Source organism: Brevundimonas sp. (genome assembly GCF_016463485.1).
GTDB lineage: Bacteria > Pseudomonadota > Alphaproteobacteria > Caulobacterales > Caulobacteraceae > Brevundimonas.
Map to the genome: position 1 here is coordinate 1 of NZ_JAEMRD010000045.1, position 22,396 is coordinate 22,396.

The window sequence follows — 22,396 nt, forward strand, 5'->3', positions numbered from 1 at the left end:
GGCACGCCCGCTGCGGATTGCCCGACCGGCCTGTCGAACGTCGGCCTGGTCGCGAACGGCACGCTGCGCGCCTGCCAGCTTCCCGCCACCATCACCGGCTCCCTGACCCTGTCGGTCCGCGCCGGCACCATCTATTCGATCTCGGGCCGCACCGAAGTCGGCACCGATCGCGGCGCTGATCCGACCGCGCCGGTCGCCGGTAGCGTCCAGGGCGTCCTGACGATCGATCCGGGCGTCAAGGTCTTCGCCTCGGGCGGCACCGACTATCTGCTGGTCAACCGCGGCTCGCAGATCTTCGCTGAAGGCACCGCGACCAACCCGATCATCTTCACCAGCCGCCAGAACATCGAGGGCACGACGACTGCGACCTCGCAGGGCCAGTGGGGCGGCATCGTCATCGCCGGCCGCGCCCCGACCGCCGTCTGCCCGGTGGGCGTGACCGCGCCGAACGCGGCCTGCGTCGGTCAGGTCGAAGGCACCAGCGCCAACTACGGCGGAAACTCGCCGGCCGATAACTCGGGCCGCCTGCGCTACGTCCAGGTCAACTATTCCGGCTTCGAACTGTCGCCGAACAACGAGCTTCAGGCCCTGACCCTGGCCGGCGTCGGCAACGGCACGGTGGTCGAGTTCTTCCAGTCCTACAACTCTTCGGACGACGGCATCGAAATCTTCGGCGGCACCGTCAACCTGAAGAACATCGTCATCAACGGCGCCGACGACGACGGCCTGGACACCGACACCGGCTGGCGCGGTGGGGCCCAGTTCGGCATCATCACCCAGAAGCCGACCGCCGTGACCAACGGCAGCCGTGGCTTCGAATGGTCGGCCGCCCCGTCGGGCACCGCCTTCTTCGCCCAGCCCAAGGTGTCGAACTTCACCATCGTCGGCCGTAACGCCGCCGTGGCCGCCGATGCGCTGCTGACCCTGAACACCGGCACCCAGCCGACGATCATCAATACGATCGTGACCAACGTCTCGACCTCGGCCGCGGCCTGCCTGGACATCGACGACGCGCAGACGGTGACGAACGCCCCGATCTTCCGCTCGGTCTACTTCGCCTGCTCGCGTCCCTACGAGAACGATACCAGCGTCAACGGCGCGGCGACCGAAGCCGTCTTCCTGTCGGCGACCAATGTGTTCAACACCCCGAACGGCTCCTCGACGGGCCTGCTGGCCCCGGCCGGCGCGACGATCCAGAACAGCTCGCTGACCTTCATCACGGGCGGCAACGCTGCCCTGGTGACGCCGACCAACGGCAACGCCCTGTACTCGTTCTTCTCGAACGTGACCTACATCGGTGCCGTCCGCAATGCGGCGGACACCTGGTACCTGGGCTGGACCTGCGGCCTGGCTGCCGGCTCCAACTGCTGATGACGAATGGCGGAGGGTGCCCAGTCGGGTGCCCTCCGGTTTCGCCGTTCCTCGTCATTTCCTGCAAGGCGCAGATCCCATGAAGACCCTCTCCCTGACCCTGACCGGGGTCCTCCTGGCCACCAGCGCCCTGATTGCACCGGGCATGGCGTACGCCCAGACTGCACCCGTCGAGCAGACGCCGGCCGAGCAGGCCGAGCCCGAAGCCGAACCGGAAGAGGCCGCCCAACTGGACGAGATCGTCGTCCTGGGCCGGTTCATCCCCGAGCCGAACCGCGAAAGCCCCGAAGTTGCGGCCTTCCTGACGGCCGAAGACCTGCAAAGGACTGGCGACTCCAACGCCGCCGCCGCCCTGACCCGTGTGACGGGTCTGTCGGTGGTCGAGGGTCGGTTCGTCTATGTGCGCGGCCTGGGCGAGCGCTATTCGTCGGCCCTGCTGAACGGTTCGCCCCTGCCGAGCCCCGAGCCGCTTCAGCGGGTCGTGCCGCTCGACCTGTTCCCGGCCGACATCCTGAAGGGCGTGACCGTCCAGAAGACCTATTCCGTCAGCTATCCCGGCGAGTTCGGTGGCGGCGTGATCGACCTGCAGACCATCGGCACGCCCAACGAGCCCTTCTTCACGATGAAGGCCTCGCTGGCCGGCAACACCGAGTCGACGGGCCAGGAAGCTTTGATCTACTTCGGCTCGCGCTCCGACTTCACGGGCTATGACGACGGCACGCGCAGCGTTCCCGATCCCATCGCTCTGGCCTTCTCGAGCGGCAATCGCATCCAGGCCGGCCCGAACTACACCGCCGCACAGCTGCGCCTGTTGGGCCAGTCGCTGGAAAACGCCCCGCTTCGCCTGCTTCAGGAAGAAGTCACCCCGGTCAACTTCAGCCTGGGCGTGACCGGCGGATCGTCGATGGAGACCGGCATCGGGTCCATCGGCGCCGTTTTCGTCGCTGGCTATGACAACAGCTGGAAGGGCCGCGAAGGCATCCGCCAGTCGGGCCGCATCGACAGCGGCAAGCTGGTGCTCGCCGACGACTACGACTTCCGCTCGAACGAGAACAACATCGGCCTGAACCTGTTCGGGTCACTGAGCCTCGAGAACGAGAACAACACGGTCAAGTGGACGAACCTGTTCGTCCGCAACGTCACAAAGGAAGCCCGGTCGGTCGAAGGTATCGACGACCTGGGCGGCCAGGCCTTCCGCCGCACCGACTATACCGAGTGGTTCGCGCGTCAGCTGTTCACGACCCAGCTGGCCGGCGAGCATTCGCTGGGCGAGGCCTGGGATGTCTCGTGGCGCGCCGCTTACGCCAAGACCTCGCGCGACGCACCGTACGAGACCCAGTTCGGCTACGGCCGCCGTCCGACCGGCGAGATCATCCACAACATCCAGACCAATCGCATCCAGTTCGGCGAGCTGGACGACTCCGTCGTCTCGGGTGGAGCTGATGTCAGCTACACCCTGCCGCTGTCGGACTATCGCGAGATCGTCTTCAAGGCCGGTGTGGCCAGCTACGACAATGAGCGGTCATCGGAACAGCGCGCGCTTCAGTTCATCGCGCCGAACGGCCTGAGTGCCGACCAGGTCGAATCGCGGGTCGACTATCTGTTCTCCGACTTCAACATCGGGCCGTTCCTGCAGATTCAGGAAATCACCGGCTCCAACGGCGCCTCGGCCTATGACGCCCAGCTGCAGGTGCTGGCGGGATACGCCCAGGTCGAAGCCGAGATCATCCCCCTGGTCAATCTGAACCTCGGCGTTCGCTACGAGGACGGCGAGCAGTCGGTCAATCCGTTCGACCTGTTCGGTGCCGCGACCGGCTTCCTGCCGACGAAGATCGAGGAGCAGTACTGGCTGCCGGCCGGGACGATCACCTGGAATTTCGCCGAGGATATGCAACTGCGTCTGGGCGCGTCCAAGACCATCGGCCGCCCCCAGTTCCGCGAACTGGCACCGCAGCAATACACCGACGTCGAGAGCGACCGGACCTTCATCGGCAACCCGTATCTGGTCGATACGGAACTGCTGAACCTGGATGCCCGCTATGAGTGGTATTTCGGCCGTCAGCAGTATGTGACTGCCGGGGTCTTCTACAAGGACCTCGAAAACCCGATCGAATCCAGCGTGATCGATCAGGGTGCCAACATCTCCCAGACCTTCCTGAATGCCCCCAAGGCCACGATCATCGGCTTCGAGCTTGAAGGTAAGAAATACTTCGAGTTCCCCGACAACGGCATGAGCTTCATCGCCAACAAGAAGTGGCTGATCCAGGCCAACTACACCTATGCCTCGTCCGAGGTGAAGGTCGGGTCCGGCGACACGGTGACGACTCAGAACAGCCTGGGCATCGCCCAGCCCGCCAGCTTCTATGTGGTGGACGGCAGCCGTCTGCAGGGCCAGTCGGACCACGTCGCCAACGCCCAGTTCGGCTGGGAAGACGACACCGCCCGGTCCCAGGCCACGATCATCGTCAACTATGTGTCGGAGCGTACCTCGGCGCGCGGTCGTCCGGGCGAGCCTGATCTTATCCAGGATCCGGGTGTTTTCCTGGACTTCGTCTATCGCAAGGATTTCGACGCCATGGGCCGCGACCTTGGTTTCGCCCTCGAACTGCGCAACCTGCTGCGCACCGACTTCGACGAGTTCCAGACGCTGGGCAACTCCACGATCGCGGTGAACCGTTATGAACTGGGCCGCAGCGCCTCGGTCAGCCTGACCGCCCGCTTCTAGCGATCGGTCGAAAGACGACCTGGGGGACCGGCCGCAAGGTCGGTCCCTTTTTCGTTGCAGCCATGGTGATTGGCGTGAGCGCCCGCGTCCTCTAGAGCATCCGCCAGCGGCGCGAGACCAGCGTCGAGGTGTCAGGCTTTTGGGGGACGATCCATGACGACGGTGATCATCGGCGGGGGGCACGGCGGCGGTGCGGTAGCCGCTCAACTGCGTCAGTTTGGCCATCAGGATCCGATCATCGTCGTGGGCGAAGAACCCCATCCTCCGTATCAGCGGCCGCCCTTGTCCAAGGGCTGGCTCAAGGGAGAGGTCGACGGCGACGGCCTGCTGCTGCGTCCGCGCGACTGGTACGCCGAGAACGACATCGACCTTCGGACTTCCACACGCGTCATCAAGATCGACCGTGACAAGCGTCAGCTGACCCTGTCGACGGACGACACCCTGAACTACGACACCCTGATCCTGGCCACGGGTGCCCGTGCGCGCCAGCTGACCCTGCCGGGCAGCGACGTGAAGGGTTTTCTGGAACTCCGCACCATCGAGGACGCCGAGGCGATCAAGGCTTGGTTCCGGCCGGGCTTCCGCCTGGCGATCATCGGCGGCGGCTATGTCGGGCTCGAGGTCGCGGCCTCGGCCCGCAAGCTGGGGGCCGAGGTCGATCTGCTGGAGCGGGAGGACAGGCTGCTGGCGCGGGTCGCGGGTCCGCTTCTCTCCACCTTCTTCCAGACCCTGCATGAGGGCCACGGCGTCCGCTTTCATTTCGGGGTGAACATCGAAGGGTTCGACGGTCTGGACGGTCAGGTTTCTGGCGTTCGCCTGGCCGGTGGGGATACGATCCACTGCGACGCCGTGCTGGTCGGGATCGGGGCCATTCCCAACGATGATCTGGCCAGCGAGGCCGGACTGGCCTGTGACAACGGCGTGGTGGTGGACCACGAGGCGCGGACATCCGATCCCGCGATCTTCGCCATCGGCGACGTGACGCAACGGCCCATGCCGCTCTACGACCGGTCGCTCAGGCTGGAGAGCGTGCCCAATGCGCTGGAACAGGCCAAGATCGTCGCCAGCGCCATCACGGGCCGACCCCTGCCGGCACCCGAGGTGCCGTGGTTCTGGTCGGATCAGTACGACGTGAAGCTGCAGATCGCCGGACTGCCGTTCGGCGTCGATCGTCAGATCGTGCGCGGCGATCCCGGTGAGGGCCGCTTCGCGGTCTTTCATCTGTCGGGCGACAAGGTCGTCTGCGTCGAGGCCATCAGCGCTCCGCCCGAGTTCATGGCCGGGCGCCAGCTGATCGGCCGCGCCACGCCTGTCGATCCGGTCAAGCTGGCTGACACGGCGGTCTCGATGAAGGCCGTCGCCGCAGAGGTCTGACGGACGGTCTCGCAATGTCTGGAACGTGGTGTCACTTCCCCGTGGGCAAGCGTTACGACGACATCTAGTCCCACAGCATCAGAATGCCAGGACGGCGCACATGGTTGGCCGACGCTGAGGTCCGATGGCGGTGCCGATCGAAGGGGTTGGCCCTATGGCGAGGCCAGTTGACGCACAGACATGAAGCAGCGGCCTGGGCTGACTGAGCTCCGCGAATGGGTAGGGTGCTTCTCGACCGGCACGGTCATCCTGATACCGAAAGTCGTACGCTGGCTCCGGCATCAGGCTGCCGGTCGCTCGCAGTGAAAGCTTGAGGCCGCCTCAATGTCGCCCTCGCCGTCATAGCGTGCAATCGCCGGGTAGGGACACAGGGGGCGCGTTCTTCCGGGCCACGGCGTGTTGTCGCCCGAGCGTGCCACGATAGCGTCTGGTGGCGTTCCCTTTTCGACCCAGGCAACCAGGCTGGTAAAGGCGTCGAACTGGTCTGTCGCCGGGCCGCCGTTGCAGTGGTTCATGCCCGGGACCGGGAAGACCCGGACGAAAGTGTCGGCCTCGCCGTGCGTGCGGGAATCCACCTCTCCAAACCAGGTCAAGGTGTCGTTTATGGAAAAGACGGGATCGGACACGCCGTGGGGTACGATCATCCGGCCGCCGCGGGCGCGGAATGCATCCAGATCCGGCGAGCGCGCGGAGACCATGTCCCAGGCAGACTGACGAAAGTCACCATCTGTTGCGTAGATCGCCGATGCATCGCGGTCGAAATCATAGGCCAGGGCATAGGCGATCGCCTCGTCCATCCCGCCCAGGCCGCGTGGCGGCGTGGAAAACACGGCGGCCAGCGACGGCAGGCCCAGGATCACGTTCAGGGCGGGGGGCCGCATGGACGGGTCGCCGAGTTTCCACATTCGCCATCCGGGAGCGGCGATGCCGGCGTCCCAGGCCCAATCGGAGTAGAGCGGTTTCCCTGCTGACGTCTTCGGACCCCCGATGCTGCGCTCCAGCGCCTGGATCTGAGCCGGGGTCACGCAGTCGTCGGCCTCGGCGTCACGGCACGTGCGTACATCCAGCTTTGGACGAACGCGGGCCGTGGTGCATTGCGCGAAAGCGGCTACGAGCCCGTCATCCACGCCATCCAGATCGTCGCAAGCATCCAGCACCGCGTCCCTGACCAGCGCCAGATCCGCTGAGGAGAAGGTGGCGGCAAGTGCTGCGGCATTGGTCGCTCCTGCCGGCGCGAGTGCCATAAAGGTCTGGGTGTCCCAGGCCTCCGCGACTGCAGCGCGAGGAAGGGCGAACCCCGGGGCGGCGGCCACGACGCCGTCGAATGCGTCCGGCCAACGGTGTGCCACCGCCATGCCTTCCTGCCCCCCTTTCGAGCAGCCGACGAAATAGGAGAAGCTCGGCTCCGCCTCATAGACGAAACGGATCGCCGCCTTGGCGACGTCGGTGGTCGATTTCAACGATGCACCGCCATAGTCGGCGCGCGCCTGGGGATCAAAGCCGAAGGCAACCGCGCCCCCCTTGGCGGGATCGGTGTTGGTCCGATTGTCATGCCCGGAATCCTGACTGACCACCGCGTAACCACGGGCGAGGGCAGGTGGCGCGCCGGGGGCCAGGCCGCCGAGGGCGTCGCCGATTTCGCCGTTCGATCCGCTGCCGCCCTGGAAGAGGAAGCGGCCGTTCCAGTCGCGGGGCAGGCGAATATGGAATCCGATCTGGTACGTCTGCCCGCCAGCCCCCGTCCGTCGGGCCATCGCGCCGACGATCTCGCAGTGTTCGGGAAGGACTATCACGGCCGCCGAGGCCGGCTTTATCACCGCGCTCGTCACCACTGTCGATGCGTCAGGCCAGGCCAGATCAGTCGCCAGAAGGCCGGCGCAGCGATCTGCGAAAGCCTCGGGGCTCAAGGGAGTCGGTTGGGAAACGATCGGTCGCGCCGCTTCGCCCGTCCTCACCACCGGGGTCGATGCAGTCGGGGGGGGGCTGTCCGTTATCGTCGAACAGCCGTTCAACCCAATGAGCACGGCAAGCCCTGCGGTCGAGACTTTGCGGGTCATGGGCGCTCCAGGCATGAGGGTGTCAAAAGACCAGCGACGCGGGCGAATGCGAATGGGCCCAAGCTTGGACGGCGTCGCGCAGGCCCAACAATCGACGCAACCCGCTGTGACGGGCATTCGGTCGCGAACATGTCGGCCTTCACCGGTCGGAGCCGGTCAAAGGGCCGCACATGGCCAGCCACGACAAAAGATCATCCATCATTGTGGCCGTCGTTGTGCCAGCCACGCCCATGCCAGAACCATGGCCGCCCCGCTCGAAGACATGGAGTTCCACATCGGTGCCTGAGGTGCGCCAGGCATCGACGAGCGCAACGGTCAGGCTGGCGATCTTCATGGGATTCCTGGTGCGTGCTGGGACCGGGCTCCACAGCGGTGGCGATGAGGGTGCAGAGATGGGCAGAAGCGGTTTCATGAAGACGATCGCAAGGCGCGGAGGGTGGCGCGTTTCAAACCAGCAAAATAGCGTTCACTATTCGGGCGTTCTGCCAATTTGACTTGAACGCTATGTTGTATATCGATTTTCGGAGCGGCGCGTGAAGACGCCGCCAAGGGGATGTCGGATGCCGCGGACGACTGGTTCAGCCGCTATCATACTGGAGCCGGTCGGGCGCGGCACGGGGGATGCCCGCGCCGAGTACGCCGCGATCCTCGGGTCGCGGGCCGAAAGTCGGCTGGGACCGATCATCGCCATTGCTTTGGAAGACGCCATCGCCGCCAAGGGGTGGCATGCCGGCATGGTCTACGGCCCTGAGGCCGCCCTGGCGGAAAGTTTCGGCGTCAGCGTTCGGTTGATCCGTCAGGCATTTCGGCTGGTCGAGGCGCGGGGCGGATGCCGACTGCAGCGCGGTCGCTCAGGCGGTCTCATCGTGCAGCAGCCGTCACTGGCGGCGGCCGCCACGACCATGGCGTCCTATCTTCGCTGGCGTGGCGTGACCGCGGACGAAATCTGGAAAGCCCGGCGACTCATCGAAACCCGCGCGGCTATCGAGGCCGCTGAGGCTGCCAGCGATGGGCCGCCCGATCCGTCAAAGCGGGGGTTGGGCGAGCGGATTGTCGGTGCGGTCAATCCTTTCCTGGCCGTGTCCCTGACCTGTCTGGACCAGTTCGCCCACGACATGGCAAGCATGCCGAACGAAATCGCTCTTGGCCTTTCGGCCGCCATCGGGAGGGGAGATCCGACGGCCGCCGCGCAACTCGCGCTTGCCGGTGTCGAGGCGCGGCGTTGCGCATGGTGGCGCGAGGCCAGGGATCCGTTCGACGTGTCTCCAACCTCCCCATCGAGCATCGACAGGAGCCTCGCAGCGCGAGTCGCGAACCGCATTGGTTCGGGGATCCGACATGCCGATTGCCTGAATGGGGTCCGTCTCGGCTCGACCTGGGATATCGCCGAGAGACACGGCGTCGGGCTGTCGGTTGCGGTTGAGGCTGTGCGCCTGCTCGAAGACGCCGGTGTCGCCGAGTGTGTCAAAGGGCGCACCGGCGGGGTCGAGTTGCGCGAACCGGTCCAGGGATCGGTGATCCGCGCCCTTCATGGATTCCTCGCGGCGAGCAAGGCGGATCCGGCCTTGGCCGCCAGACTGGGTCAGGACATGAACTCAGCCGCCGCCGACGAGGCCGTAGAGCGGATGTCGTCAGCGAAGGCGATCCGGCTTCATGCGGCGGTCGGCAGTCTGGAACGCGCCAGCCCGGACGCCGTGATGCCGGCATGGTACGACGTCCAACGGTCCCTTTACGATGCGGCCGAGAACAAGGTCCTTCACGTCATCACCGCCGCCTTCTCGGGTTATGTCGTCCGGCGTCACGGACTCGGCGTTGCCCATCGCTATCCGGGATTCACCGAGCGTATCCGCCAGGCCGGCATCGCGGCGGGCATGGGTGTCATGAACCGCGATCGCGACCGCGCGCTTCGCGGCCAGGCGCTTGCGCGCGAGACGCTTTCGGCGCGCCACCAGACGGCACCTCTCGCGGCGATCCAGATCTGAATTATAACTGACACGGTCAGGCGAACCTTTTGTGGGCTCTATTTAGAGCCCGCCGGAAGCCGATACCTAAGCCCCAATGATAGCGACATCGGTCGCACCTGGGGAAATGCCATGTTCAAAGCCGTTCTTTGCGGATCCGCCGCATTCGCCGTCATGACCGCTGCGGCTGGCTCCGCCACCGCTCAGGTCGCGGTCGATCCCGACACCGCCACGCTTGGTGAGGTGGTCGTCACGGCGCAGCGTCGGTCGGAGAACGTGCAGACGACGGCGGCGGCCGTCGCCGTGCTGACCGGCGCGGATCTCGAGCGCAAAAGTGTCCGCGACCTGCGCGACCTTCAGAACGCCACCCCATCCCTGACGGTAAGCGACGCCGGTATCCTGACGTTTGCCAACATCCGGGGGATAGGGCTCAATCTTCAGTCGCCAACCGTCGTGTCGGGCGTGGCCACCTATCGTGACGGTCTGTTTTCGCCCAGCCCGATCTTCCTGAATGAGGGCCTGTTCGACATCGCCTCGATCGAGGTACTTCGCGGACCGCAAGGCACCTTCGTCGGCCAGAACTCGACGGGCGGCGCGATCTTCCAGACCAGCCGCAGTCCCGTGATCGGCGATAACAGCGGCTATCTCGAGGGGCAGGTGGCCAATTTCGAGACCGTAAAGCTTGCCGGCGGTGTCAACCTTCCAGTCAGCGACGTCTTCGCGGCGCGGCTCGCCTTCAACTCCGAAAGCCGTGACAGCTTTTACGACAACCGGGGGGGCCGCCTCGCTCCAGGCGACGTGCATCAAACCAGCGCGCGAGTGGGTCTGATCTGGAGCCCGAACGAAGCCTTCACGGCCCTGTGGAAGACGGAATACAACGAAGGCCGCAGCGACGGTTACGCGCAACAGCCTATTCCAGGGACACTTTATGCGCCCCTGGATCCGACCGATCCGTTCGTGCTCAACTACGACCGCCAGGACGTGATGCGCAACGAGCGCAGCATCCGCAATGCGCTGGAGATCAAATACGTCCTGCCCGGCGGGACGACGCTTCGGTCATTGTCCGGTTTCCAGTACGGCAATCAGCATTTCATCAACGACAACGACGGCACCTCGTCAAACGAGGCCTATCAGGACCAGAGCATCCTCGACCGGGTCTATAGCCAGGAGATCAACCTGATCTCTCCGGCTGGTGAGCGGCTCACCTGGGTCATCGGCGGATCCTATGTGAAACAGACCGCACGCCTGAACCTCCACATCTACAACGAACGCTTTCCTTTCGGACCGCGAGGGATTTTCCCGCGCCAGGACGTCTTCATCGACACCCTGAATCCCAAGACCTCAGCCGGTGCATTCGCCCAGGTGAAGTACGCGGTCACCGACCGGCTCGAGATCGAGGCGGGGGTGCGCTACAGTTCCGATACTCAAACGCAGGAAGGCGCGCTGACCCTCAGCCCGACACCGCCGCTGCCGGGGCGGCTGGATGCGTCGAGGCCGCGCTTCGAGGACGAGGATACGACCGGCAAGCTGTCGATCAACTTCAAGGTGGACGCCAACAACTTCATTTATGGCTTCGTCGCCAACGGCTTCAAGGCAGGCGGCGTCAACGTGCCCGGCGGCGTGTTCGAGTCCGAGACCGTGGTCGACTACGAGGCCGGCTGGAAATCCACCTTCTTCGACGGCCACGTGCGCAGCCAGGTCAATGCCTTCTATATGGAGTACGACAACCTGCAGCTGAACGTATTCGATCCCGCTGCGGGCGGCACGACGTCGGTGACCAATGTCGGCCAATCGGAAATCTATGGCGTCGAGGCCCAGTTCCAGGGGCGGTTCGACAGTCTGGCGTTCGACTTCACCGCGTCATACGTGAAATCAGAACTGGGGGGGCTGACGCTGATCGACACGCGCGCTCTTCCCGGCGGATCGGGCCAGGGACTTGGGGTTCAGTGCCCTGCTGGTGCCCCGTCAAATCCACCGGTCTGTTTCAACTACGATCCGTTCCGGACCAGCGTGTCGGGTCGTCGTAATCCCTATTCGCCGGAGTTCACCGTTAGCGCAGGCCTGGAGTACGACTTTGCCCTGGCCAACGGGGATCGGCTGACGCCGCGCGTCGATACCGCCTATATCGGCGAGCAATCCGTCAGCGTGTTCGAAAATCCGCGCTTCGACTTTCTGGAGGCGCGCCAGATCTGGAACGTCCAGTTGACCTATGAACACCAGGCCTGGCGTGCTGTCGCCTTTGTCACCAACGTAGGTGACGAGGTCTATGTGTCTGGAAAGTCGGGGGACAGCCAGTTCTATGGCGCGCCTCGCCAGTACGGGTTGAGGCTTGCGCGAAGCTTTTGACCGTTACGTCGAGCATAGTCCCCTTCATCCGTTCGTCGAGGAAACCCCGGTGACCCGATCTCCGATCCAACCAGGACCAAAAGACACGGTGCGGCGTCGTCTGCTGGCGGGGGGCGGTCTGGCCGTTGCCTCATCAGTGATCGCGACTGGCCGTGCCCATGGCGCACAGACGGCGGCCCCGACCAGCAATCCTGTCCCCGGGATAGAGTTTGTCTATGAGGCGATCGTATTGCTGGAACCAGCGACGCCTGTTGGTGAAACGCCTTTCGGCCGGCGTAATCGCATCCCGATCATCGGCGGCGAGTTTGCGGGTCCCAACATCAAGGGAAGGGTTCTGCCGGGCGGAATGGACTGGCAGCTGATCCGGCCGGATCATTTCACGGTGATCGAGGCCGACTATATGATGCAGACCGACGACGGCGCTCTTATCCACGTCTACAACAAGGGCGTCGTGGGCATCGCCGCTGGCGACGGATTCTATGCCCGCTCCACGCCGTGGTTCGAGTCGCCTAACGGTCCGCACGTCTGGCTGAACCAGGCCGTGTTCGTAGGAACCTTGGGGCCGGTGCCCGAACGGGCAGAACCCGCCGTGCGCATCAGGGTCTTCAAGGTCACCTGAATGGAAGCGACCCGGACATCCAGTTCGAGCCGATCACGACGCCGCTGGCGGAGGCGGCAGTCGACGCAGCTTTTCCAGAAGACCGATCAGTGTGTGCTGTTCGGCCTCGGACAAGGCGGCCGCGAACCGTGTCTCGTTCGCGGCGCAGGCGACCCACGCGTCGCGTGCCAGATCGGCGCCTTTCGGGGTGAGATGCAGACCGTGCGACCGGCCGTCCGCGCGATGCCGGACGACGAGGCCGCGTTCCGCGAACTGAGCGGTCAACGGCACCATATTGGCCCGTCGGATGCCGAGCTCGCGACCGATCTCGCTCTGTGTGATCCCGGGGTTGGCCTCGATCATCAGCAGCACCGACAGACTGATGACGGTGAGCGTCAGCGGATCCAGCCGCTCTGCGAAGTCGGAAGCCATCACCACGGAACTGCGTCGAAGCTGATAGCCGACCAGACCGACGAGGGGATTGGTCGGTCGCGTGACCGCCGGTGCCAGGGTCTTCATGGCCGCCATGTTGCACAATCCCAAGCGGCCCCGCAATCAAGAGCTATCGTATAACTATAGGCATCCTGGGCCGCGGCGACTGCGGCTGACTCGAGGATAAAGTCGCTGGATCGATGGTCATCCGATCAATCGATTGTCGAGCGTGCGGACGAACACTTCAGGCGTCCGCCAACTTAACCTGATGAGAGATCCACAAATGGCAAGAACTTATCTGTTTTGCATGACGCTGTCGGCGGCCGCGCTTTCGGGCACGGCCGGGTTCGCAGCGGCGGGCTCGCCGGCTTCCGCCGTCGCGCAGGCCGCATCGCATCAGACCAACGCGACGGCTTCTGCAGCCGCGCAGGCAGCACCGCGTCCGACCACCGCGCCGGCATCGGTAGCGCCGCATCCGACCACTGCCAGCCCGATCAAGGAGCTGGTCGCGGATCCCGCAACGGCAGCCATTCTCGAGAAATATCTTACCGGGATCACCACCCATCCGGCTCTGCCCCAGTTCGATTACATGACCCTGGAGCAGTCGATGCCGATGTCGCAAGGCGAAGTGACACCCGAAAAGATCGCGGCCATCGAGGCCGAAATCAAGGCTCTGTCCGCTCACTAGCAACCCCAGCGTTCTCACCTCCGGACCTGAGGCCGCGTCATGGACGCGGCCTCTTTTTTGTCGGGACGACGGCGACGGGGCTGGCGCTGTCATCCTGGGCGCGCCCACGCCGGCCGACTGTGTCACGCCCGCCGACCGCATAGGGTGTCCTTCGACGAGGACGCCGAGAAAAGACAAACGGATGACGAGACGTCGGCTGTTACCGAGGTCTTTCGAACAGGGCTTGTAATCCGGTGCCCCCTGGATTGTCACGGAGAGCGGTCTCGGCCATCTCGCTGGGCTTGGCGACTCTCAGTAGGATCGCCCAAAGCCGAGGGCATAGAGCGGCGAGGTGCTGTCGGCCGGGGTATCCGAGCGTTGGGCCCGCACGGCGTCCATAGACGACGGCAACTCGATCGGCAGCCGGCCCATCGGCGCAGTGGCACCTGTCAGTACGTCGAACAGGGCCGGGTCCGAAGCGCCGAAATCGACGATCAGCGCAGTCGCCGCCGCCTTTACCGGCCTCAGGACAGCGGCGCGGTCCAGATAGACGTCGACGACCACGGGAAGGGTGCGAGCGAGCGACTCCACGGCCTCCAGGTCCGGGTCATCCGCCCGGTAGGCGAGACTGCCTTCCCGCTGCATCAGGCCGAACATGTAGTTGGGGTGGAGCATTTCGGAGGGCGCGGACATTCGCACGACGGCCGCATCCGCTTCCACCGGCGTCTCGACGACGGTGAAGCCGGCCGCTCGCGCCGCCGCCGGATCGACGCCTCGCAGGAACAGCCGGGGCGTTCGTAAGGGATCGAGCGGGAGCAGGGTGTTTCCGTTTTCCAGCAGCACCATGGCCTTGGCCTGAACGGCACGGGCTTCACGGGCATCCTGGTCTCGGCCCACGGCGGCGGTCGCCGCCGTGGGCTCGACGAACGGATTTTCGAACAGTCCAAGCGAGAAGGTCCGGATCAGTACACGGTGCACGGCCGCGTCCATCTGGTCCGCCTGGATGTCGCCCGCGGCGACGGCGTCCAGAAGGGGCTGCGGATCCTCGGCCCCGCCGAACTGATCGACACCGGCGCCGACAGCGCGGGCGAACCGCTGCGCCCGCGTCAGATCTTCGACCCCCCAGGCCATTGAGACGCCCTGGAAGCTGGGACGCTCTCCGGCCGGGTAGCCATTGCGGCAGATCTCGCCGCAATCCTCCGTGATTGCCCAGTCGGCCAGCACCAGGCCATCGTAGCCATAGTGCTCCCGAAGCAGGTCGTGGATCAGGACCCGGCTGTAAGCCGCCCCGGTCGGTTCGACGGGGTGACCGTCCACCATCAGGCCCTCGAAAATTGAATAGGCCGGCATGACTCCTGCCGGACGGACTGCGAACGCGGCCTCGAACGGTTTCAGGTGCAGGGAAAGGCGTTCACTCGAGAGATCGGCAAACCGTCCATAATAGTTGTGGCTGTCCCAGCCGTCGCGGGCGGCGCCGTAGCCGACCCAGTGTTTGACCACGGCTGCGACGCCGTCGACGGTGACGCCGTCACGACCGTGCTGAAATCCCTCGATATAGGCGGCGACCAGGGGGGCGACGCGGTCCGGATCCTCGCCAAAGGTGCCGTTGACCCGGGGCCAGCGCGGCTCGGTCGCGAGGTCCGCCTGGGGGGACAGGGCGACGCTGAAGCCCGTCGCTCGATACTCCCGCCGGGCGACGTCGGCCATGTGGCGAACCAGACCTGCATCGCCGAGGGCCGCGAGGCCCAACGGCTCCGGGAATCGCGTGAAGCCGCCGGCGGCGACGCTCGCCCCCACCGTCGCCTGGAAATGGCTTCTGGGATCGGTGCTCAGGGTGACTGGCACGCCAAGCCGCGTCTGCTCGGCCAGCGCCTGGAGGCTGTTCGAGGCCTCGGCCAGTTGAGCTGGCGGCAGGACCAGCATCGAGTTGAGGCTGGTGATCCCGCGGTCGATGATCTTCAGGCGGGCGCTGTCCAGCCCATAGCCTGTCCAGGGCTGGCCGAACGGGGCGTTGCCTTCAGCGTTGCCGTGCAGCATCTGACCGGCCTTCTCAGCCATCGTCATGCGGCCAATCAGGTCGTCGGCGCGTTCTGCGGCAGTCAGCCGCCAGTCCTCATAGGGATCGAGTTGTCCATTCCGGTTCAGATCACGGAATCGCAGGCCGCCCGCGTCGATGACAGGGATGGTGCGTGTGCTGAGCACCGGCTGATGCGGTGCCTGGCTTGCGAGAGCCGGGCTCGCAAGGACAACGCCCCCTGACAGAGCGAGCAGGGCCACAGACGCCCACCAATGCTTCATGGACATCATGACCCTGCTCCGAACGTCAGTGGCTGTAGGTAAGCTTGAGGCCGACCAGTCGAACGGAATCCAGTCCGAACTGCTGCTGGTAGGTAGCGATGTTGGCGATCGCATCGCCAGGTTCTAGCCCCATGAAGACGGGGTTGTGCTCGTTCGTGCAGTTCTTGCAAAACAGAGCGATCTCAACACCATTCTCAAACCGTGCGCCAATGCTGGCACCGAAGATGTCGGTCGATGGAAGTTCCGCGCCGGGGGCCTGGTTGATGAGGAAGTTCATGCTGCCGCGATGATACCAGTTGGCTCGTAGAACGGGCTGTATCCCGCCCGATACGACTGGTTCCCAGTTGGCCGAAAGGGTTGAGGTGAATTTGGGCGAGTTCGGCGTGGTCAGGCCGCTGGCGTTGAATGATCCGGTCACTGCGCAGCTCGGCGTGGCTTGGCCCGGATAGCACTGGGCACCGTTGAAATCGTCGAACTCCGAGTCAAGCAAGCTCACCGAGGCGTTCAGGGTGAAGCCGTCGAACAGGGCGGCGATCGCAGTGATCTCCGCGCCCTGGCTGACGACCGAGGCGGCGTTCTGGATGATGAAGCTGGACAGGATGGGGTCGAAGGATTGGGTCTGATAGTCATCGAACTGAGTACGGAACACCGAGGCATTCAGGATCAGGCGACGTTCGAAGAAGCTCGATCGGACACCCGCCTCGATGCTGGTTGATACCTCAGGCCTTACGAGCAGAGGGGCCAGCGGGCTGGCACCGTTGTCGTTGAAGCCCGGTCCCTTGTAGCCTCGGCCGAATGTGGCGTAGGCCATGACGTCCGGTGTGGCCTGGTATTGCAGGCCCGCCTTGTAGCTCCAGTTCGTGTTCGAATAGGATTCGTCAAACGTGCCGGGCGCGCCGAGGGTGACGAAATAGCGACCCTGGTTCTGCACCAGATCGATGTCGATCTCGTCGCGGGTGACGCGGGCTCCCCCGATCGCGCGCAACGCCTCGGTCAGTTCGTAGGTAAATTGGCCAAACGCCGCATAGCTGTCCGTCGTCTGTTCGTAGGCGTGATCGCTACCCAGGAAATAGTCGTTGCGGAAGCTACAGGCTGGGGGCGGCGCGGCCACGGGTGTCGCTCCGACGCAGAACGGGAATGTCGGACGCACGAAACTGGGCACGAAATTACTGCCGGCGATCTGGTTGGTGGTCTGTATCCGCGAATGGAAATAGTACAGGCCGGCCTGGCCGCTCAGCCGATCTCCGGCAGGCAGCGCGACACGCAGTTCGTTGGAGAACTGGTCGTAATCGGAATTCTGGGCGTTCACATTGGCGCCGTCAGAGTTGGTGAAGTCCGTGTCGAGTTGCTGGTCGACATCGTAGAATTTCCACGCGGCGATATTGCTTACTTCCAGACCGGTGGCCGTCACATGGCTAAGCGAAGCCTGCAATCCACCGGAGTCAAGGTCGCGCCAGTACCCGCCGTCTCCGCCGAAGGTGAAGTTGTCTTCTCCCGCGACCACGCGATCGCCAGCCAGAGGCCGACCGTTTACGCTGCCTGCGCCGAGTGATCGATAGGTCCGGTCGAAGAAGCCGGCCACACCTTCGCTGCGGTTGAATTCGCCGATCACGTAAAGGGTCGTGGAGTCGTTGAGCTCGGACAGAAACTTGGCGCGCAGGCCCCACTGTTGATGGTTGAGATCGTTGCGCACGTCGTCCTTGCCGACGAACGTCGTGCCGGGCTCCTGGTTTGAGATGATGGCGTTCAGGCGTAGCGCCGACCGGTCGCCGATCGGGAAATTAAGCGTCTGACGCGCGATGATCGAACTGGCCGTGGCGTCTGAGCCCGGCGTGTCCCGCACGCCCGCCTCAACGTCGCTGAGGCTTTCGAAGACGCCTGGTCGCGGGCGGGTGGTGGTTATATTCAGAAGGCCGGCCGAAGCGTTCTTGCCGAACAGCAGGCCTTGCGGACCGTTCAGGACCTCTACCTGGGCGACGTCGTTGAACAGCGAACCGCCCAGATTGGGGCGGCCGAGATTGACGTCGTCGATCGCGATCGCGACGCTGGAGTCGATGGTTTGTGCGAACGCCAGCGTCCCCACACCGCGCACGGAGAAGCTGCCTTCGCTGCCGACCTGCAGGCTGGGTGCAGCGACCGCGAGCTGGCCGAGTTCATTGATGTTGCGATCGCTCAGTTCCTCTGCGGTCACCGCCGTCACACTTACGGGCACGCGCTGCAGGCTCTCGGACCGGCGTTGAGCGGTGACGACGATCTCTTCGACTGCGGTGGCGTTTCCAGGATCGGCGGACTGGGCCTGAACGGTCCCCGCCATGGCAGGGAGGATCAGCGCCACAGCGGTGGTCATCTGCAGCGATCGGCGAATAAGTCGGCGGTTCATGGTTTGTCTCTCCCTGGACTGCGAGCGTCGTCGCAGACGTCCTGTTTTTGTTGTGTCAGTGGCGTTGGTGAGGGCCGGGAGACCTGGCGCTTCGCACTGCTGACCTCACGGCCGTGCCCTCATGAAATTATTCTGCGCGGTCTTTCGTCCCCTCTTCGACGCCGCTGAAGCGCTCTTAATCATAACAATAATGGGCCGACGATATTTTAACAGTGGATTAAATTGATCGATCCTGATCAGTCCCATGGATAGCTTGAGCAGGCGCTGACGGCGGCGAGCAAGACGGGCGATTTTGATGGAGGATGCATCGGGCAGTCAGATGTGCCGGCGCGAGATGCGGAAAGTGCATGCGCGAAAGCGACGGCGCCAGATGTTCGGTCCGGAGGTCGAGTGGACGGGATCCAACTTGAAGCGGTCAGGCTCCTCCACCCAAGCCTTCCGGTTCGTGCTGTAGCGCGCTGCCAGATCTCTGAGCGGAGCTTTCGATAGTGTATCGCCGCTCGGACGGCACACCGCAGGACTGAACACCTGGTCATCGCCAACCGCGTGTGTCGCCCACAAATTGCCGTTCGGGGAATGCGAGGCGGGGAACCTCGAGTGCTGGTTGGCTTAGTTGCGGTTACGAAAATCAGCGGGCCGAAGACCGTGGCGTTGCAGTTTGTCGTAGAGCGTTTTCCGCGGAAGTTTCAGGCTCCTGGCGACTGCGACGACGTCACCGCCCCAGCACTCCAGGGCTTCGAGGATCAGCTGGCTTTCGTAACGTGCCAAACTCTCGGCGAGCCCATTGCCCGGTGGCGGCTGCGTCGCAGACTGGGGCTCTTCCAGACCCGCCAGAACCCGCTCGGCGAAGTGAGCCAGTTCTCTAACATTACCAGGCCAATCATGATCCAGCAGGCGACGACGAACAGTGGCTGACATCGAGGGGGGCGAGCGACCCTCGCGGGTCGCGGCGCGTCGCAGGAAGTGACCGAAAAGCAAGGGCACATCGTCGCGCCGCTCGCGCAGGGGTGCCACCCGGAGTTTGATGACGTTCAGACGATAGTAGAGATCGCCTCGAAAGACCCCCGCTCCGACGGCCTCTTCCAGATCGACTTTCGAGGACGCAAGAATGCGCAGGTCAACGGGACGAGGCTGGGTCGCACCGATAGGCTGAACTTCACGCTCTTCGATGACGCGCAGGAGCTTGATCTGAACAGCCATCGGCATGCTCTCGATCTCGTCCAGAAACAATGTGCCGCGATGGCTGTGTTCGATGTGCCCGACACGACGACGCAGTGCGCCTGGAAAGGCTCCCGCCTCATGCCCAAACAGTTCACTCTCGATCAGACCGTCGGGCAGGGCACCGCAGTTGACGGCCACGAACGGGTGGATGCGGCGTCGGCCGCCGTTGTGCAGGGCGCGGGCGACGACCTCCTTGCCGACGCCTGTCTCGCCTTCGATGAGCACATCCAGGCGAGCGTCGGCCAGCTGGGTGATCGTGGCGCGCAGGCGCGACATCGTCTCGCTGGCGCCGATCAAGGGCAGTTCGAGGCCCGCGTCAGTGGCGGCGGCCGACAGACGGCGGTTGTCCAGCACAAGAGCCCGCTTTTCCAGGGCCCGATTGAGACTGTCGAGCAGACGGTCGAAGGCAAACGGCTTGGCCACGAAATCATAGGCCCCGTGCCGCAGCGCATCGACTGCGTCCTCGATGTCGCCGTGCCCGGTGATCATGATGACCGGCAGGCCTTCGTCGAGCGTTTGGAGTCGCGACAACAGCTGACGTCCATCAAGGCCGGGCATTCGCAGATCGCTGATCACCACGCCGGGAAAGCCCGGATCGAGCGCGCGGACGGCGACCTCGGCCGAGGCGAAAGCCGTCACGTCGAAGCCCTCGAGTTCCAGCCGTTCGATCAGGGCGGACCTGAAGTCGTCGTCATCGTCGACCAGGGCGACAGCGTTGGGCCGGGCAAAATCCATCAGTGGGCTGCTTTCAGGGTGATGACGAATGTTGCGCCGGACGGGCCTTCGCGCAGGTTCAGCTCACCGCCAAAGCCGCCGACGATATCGCGGCAGATGACGAGGCCCAGGCCGAGGCCTGTCGCCTTGGTGGTGGTGAAGGGAGTGAACAGAGCCTTCGTAACGGCGGTGTCGAGGCCCGGACCGTTATCGGCTATCGCGATTTCCACCCGGTCGGCGACACGCCTGATCGCAATGGTCAGATGCGGCGTATCGTTGGGCTCTCCCTCTAGCGCCTCGATTGCATTCTGGACCAGGTTGACGATGACCTGTTCCAGCCTGATGCGTTCGGCCAGAACTCTTGTTCCGGCCGGGGCTGGAGAGCGGTGCAGCGTGATGCGGCTCTCGCGCAGCCGGCCAGATAACAGGATCAGCGCGCCGTCGACGGCGGCGTCGGGATCGACCGCTGAAGGAGTCGAGGCGGTCTTTCTGGAGAAAGCACGCAGTTCGTCAGTGATCGAACCAATGCGCGCGGTCAGATTTTCGATCCGGGTCAGGGTGCGCCTGGCACCGGTCCGATCGTCACGATCGAGATAAGCCCTGGCGGTGTCCGCAAAGGTGCGAATGGCGGCGACGGGCTGGTTGATCTCATGCGCGACGCCCGCTGCGATCTGACCCAAGGTGGCCAGTTTGTTGGCCTGGACCAGTTCGTCGCGCAGGAGTTCACGGCTGGCCTCGGCCTGCTGCCGTTCGTCGATCTGGCGGCTGAGTTCGTCGTTTGCGACCCGTAGTTCGACTGTGCGCTCGTCGATGCGGTGCTCAAGCTCGGCGCGGGCCGCGACCTGTGCCATCGCCTGGGCGAGTGCCAGTTGGCGACGACGGATCAGGATCGCGACGGCGACCATCAGCAAGGTGACAATCAAGGCCGCGACGGCGCGGGCGTTGGTCACGGCCACCAGGATGGCGTTTCCGGCCGGGGACAACAGATGCAGGGTCCAGCCGGGTGTGCTGGTCGGTGCCTGGGCGGAAATCCACGGCTGTGCCTGACCGTTCAGGGATGTGCTGACCAGCCGTGAGCCGCCTGGCACAGTCTCGAAGGGCAAGGGACCAAGTGCGTCGTGACCCAGCGTCTGGCCTGCGAGAACGAGGCGGCGTTGCTCCGGCGTCATCGGGGCTACCGTGCGAAATCTCCAGGCGGGGACGGAAGTGATCAGGACAACGCCGCTCTGGTCCGAGACATAGGCGGGCTCGCCCGAACCACGCCATTCCTGTTCCAGGGCGTCGAACTCGACCTTGACCACGACCACGCCGAGCAGTCGGCCGGAGCGGTCTGACAGTCGGCGCGCAAGGTAGAGGCCGGGACGGCCGCTGACGGTGCCCAGGGCGAAGAACTCTGCGGATCCTTGCGCGATCGCGCGGGTGAAGTAGGGCCTGAAGCTGTAGTCGGAGCCTACGAAACTGGTCGGGAGCCGCCAGTTGGAGGCAGCGCGCGCGACCCCGTTCGTGTCCAGCAGATAGATGGCGGCCGCTCGGGTCTGGTCGGCCAGCAGTTCCAGCTTGCGGTTCATCAGTTCGGCTCGTGCCGGGGTCGCGTCGCTCAGCAGCATGACTGCCTCGGGATCCTGAACCAGGACCAGGGGCAGGGATCGGTGCTTCTCGAGTTCGCTGCGCAGGACTGCGGCGTGCAGGGCGGCGGCAGCCTGTGCCTGGCGGCCAATGTTATGTTCGGCCTGACGGCGGGCGACCTCGCCGGCGACGACTGCGGAGGCGATCACCAGAACGAGCCAGACGGCGATGACGAATGGCCAGGGGCCTTTCGATACCTGCTTCGCAACGCCGCTGATCAAGTTCTTTGGTCCGGTCATGACGTGAGTGTGCGATTTTCCGCACGATATGGCCACAGAAGGTGGCGGAATTTCGCAATCTGCGTTTCAGGAGTACAGGCTGTCGAACAAAAAACTCAATAAAAACAGATCAAAGCTCCCCGGTGAAAAAGGATTTCAATTCGGGCGAAAGGACGGCGACGATTGCTTCGAAAACGGCGGCGCAAGATCGCATCGGGAAACAGCGGACGTGGTCCGTCGAGAGGAAGCGGTTTTGAACGCCAGTACGTCAGCAGTTTTGTCACCGGTCGAACGCCGCCCCTTCTATCGTCATCTGTATTTCCAGGTGCTGATCGCCATCGCGCTTGGGGCGGTGATCGGGCATTTCTGGCCCAGCACGACGGGGCCGAACGGCGAGGCGATCGCGGG

Annotated in this window: 14 protein-coding genes and 1 pseudogene; 8 read left to right on the forward strand and 7 right to left on the reverse strand. The window is 64.4% G+C overall.

From position 1 onward, the window contains the following. From JHC99_RS08645 to JHC99_RS08655, 3 genes are all read left to right on the forward strand, one after another. Positions 1-1,371: hypothetical protein (locus JHC99_RS08645; RefSeq protein ID WP_292153404.1), on the forward strand; the 1,371-nt coding region annotated here is incomplete at its 5' end. 79 nt (positions 1,372-1,450) lie between these two features. Beyond that, positions 1,451-4,096 carry a TonB-dependent receptor gene (locus JHC99_RS08650; protein ID WP_292153405.1) on the forward strand — a complete coding sequence of 882 codons (2,646 nt, stop codon included), beginning with the start codon at positions 1,451-1,453 and terminating at the stop codon, positions 4,094-4,096. A 153-nt stretch (positions 4,097-4,249) separates the two neighbouring features. After that, the gene (locus JHC99_RS08655; protein ID WP_292153407.1) at positions 4,250-5,470 is read left to right on the forward strand and encodes an FAD-dependent oxidoreductase; all 1,221 of its coding nucleotides are present in this window, start codon (positions 4,250-4,252) and stop codon (positions 5,468-5,470) included. Positions 5,471-5,751: 281 nt separating this feature from the next. On the opposite strand, the gene JHC99_RS08660 is transcribed toward JHC99_RS08655, so the two are convergent. Together JHC99_RS08660 and JHC99_RS08665 are read right to left on the reverse strand one after the other, a co-directional pair. Next, entirely contained in the window at positions 5,752-7,263 is a 1,512-nt protein-coding gene (locus tag JHC99_RS08660; protein WP_292153409.1) for a tannase/feruloyl esterase family alpha/beta hydrolase, read from the reverse strand. 403 nt (positions 7,264-7,666) lie between these two features. Then, the gene (locus tag JHC99_RS08665; RefSeq protein ID WP_292153411.1) at positions 7,667-7,861 is read right to left on the reverse strand and encodes a hypothetical protein; all 195 of its coding nucleotides are present in this window, start codon (positions 7,859-7,861) and stop codon (positions 7,667-7,669) included. A gap of 226 nt (positions 7,862-8,087) precedes the next feature. Between JHC99_RS08665 and JHC99_RS08670 the strand changes: the two genes are divergently transcribed. The 3 genes from JHC99_RS08670 to JHC99_RS08680 all read left to right on the forward strand — a co-directional run bounded on the left by JHC99_RS08670 (position 8,088) and on the right by JHC99_RS08680 (position 12,453). Then, positions 8,088-9,509 (forward strand): hypothetical protein, encoded by a 1,422-nt coding sequence (locus tag JHC99_RS08670; RefSeq protein WP_292153413.1) that lies wholly within the window; start codon positions 8,088-8,090, stop codon positions 9,507-9,509. Between the two features lie 111 nt (positions 9,510-9,620). Beyond that, positions 9,621-11,834, forward strand: a complete 2,214-nt coding sequence (locus tag JHC99_RS08675) for a TonB-dependent receptor (RefSeq protein WP_292153414.1) — start codon at positions 9,621-9,623, stop codon at positions 11,832-11,834. Positions 11,835-11,922: 88 nt separating this feature from the next. Then, positions 11,923-12,453: a DUF3237 family protein gene (locus tag JHC99_RS08680; protein WP_292153416.1), complete on the forward strand. Its 531-nt coding sequence runs from the start codon at positions 11,923-11,925 to the stop codon at positions 12,451-12,453. Positions 12,454-12,486: 33 nt separating this feature from the next. Here JHC99_RS08680 and JHC99_RS08685 read toward each other — a convergent pair whose 3' ends face one another. Then, on the reverse strand, positions 12,487-12,960 hold the full coding sequence (locus tag JHC99_RS08685; RefSeq protein ID WP_292153418.1) for a MarR family transcriptional regulator: 474 nt from the start codon (positions 12,958-12,960) through the stop codon (positions 12,487-12,489). 211 nt (positions 12,961-13,171) lie between these two features. Between JHC99_RS08685 and JHC99_RS08690 the strand changes: the two genes are divergently transcribed. Continuing rightward, the gene (locus JHC99_RS08690; RefSeq protein WP_292153419.1) at positions 13,172-13,552 is read left to right on the forward strand and encodes a hypothetical protein; all 381 of its coding nucleotides are present in this window, start codon (positions 13,172-13,174) and stop codon (positions 13,550-13,552) included. 291 nt (positions 13,553-13,843) lie between these two features. Here the strand turns inward: JHC99_RS08690 and JHC99_RS08695 are convergent, their stop codons facing one another. The 4 genes from JHC99_RS08695 to JHC99_RS08710 form a co-directional block, all read right to left on the reverse strand. Further along, on the reverse strand, positions 13,844-15,838 hold the full coding sequence (locus tag JHC99_RS08695; RefSeq protein ID WP_292153421.1) for a glycoside hydrolase family 3 N-terminal domain-containing protein: 1,995 nt from the start codon (positions 15,836-15,838) through the stop codon (positions 13,844-13,846). Between the two features lie 16 nt (positions 15,839-15,854). Beyond that, entirely contained in the window at positions 15,855-18,209 is a 2,355-nt protein-coding gene (locus tag JHC99_RS08700; protein ID WP_292153422.1) for a TonB-dependent receptor, read from the reverse strand. Between the two features lie 609 nt (positions 18,210-18,818). Next, on the reverse strand, positions 18,819-20,165 hold the full coding sequence (locus tag JHC99_RS08705) for a sigma-54 dependent transcriptional regulator (protein WP_292153424.1): 1,347 nt from the start codon (positions 20,163-20,165) through the stop codon (positions 18,819-18,821). Continuing rightward, positions 20,165-21,919, reverse strand: a complete 1,755-nt coding sequence (locus JHC99_RS08710; protein WP_292153426.1) for an ATP-binding protein — start codon at positions 21,917-21,919, stop codon at positions 20,165-20,167. The genes JHC99_RS08705 and JHC99_RS08710 overlap by 1 nt, the downstream gene beginning before the upstream one ends. Positions 21,920-22,037: 118 nt before the next feature. Between JHC99_RS08710 and JHC99_RS08715 the strand changes: the two are divergent. Beyond that, a pseudogene (locus tag JHC99_RS08715) lies at positions 22,038-22,396 on the forward strand (hypothetical protein); the annotation flags it as partial.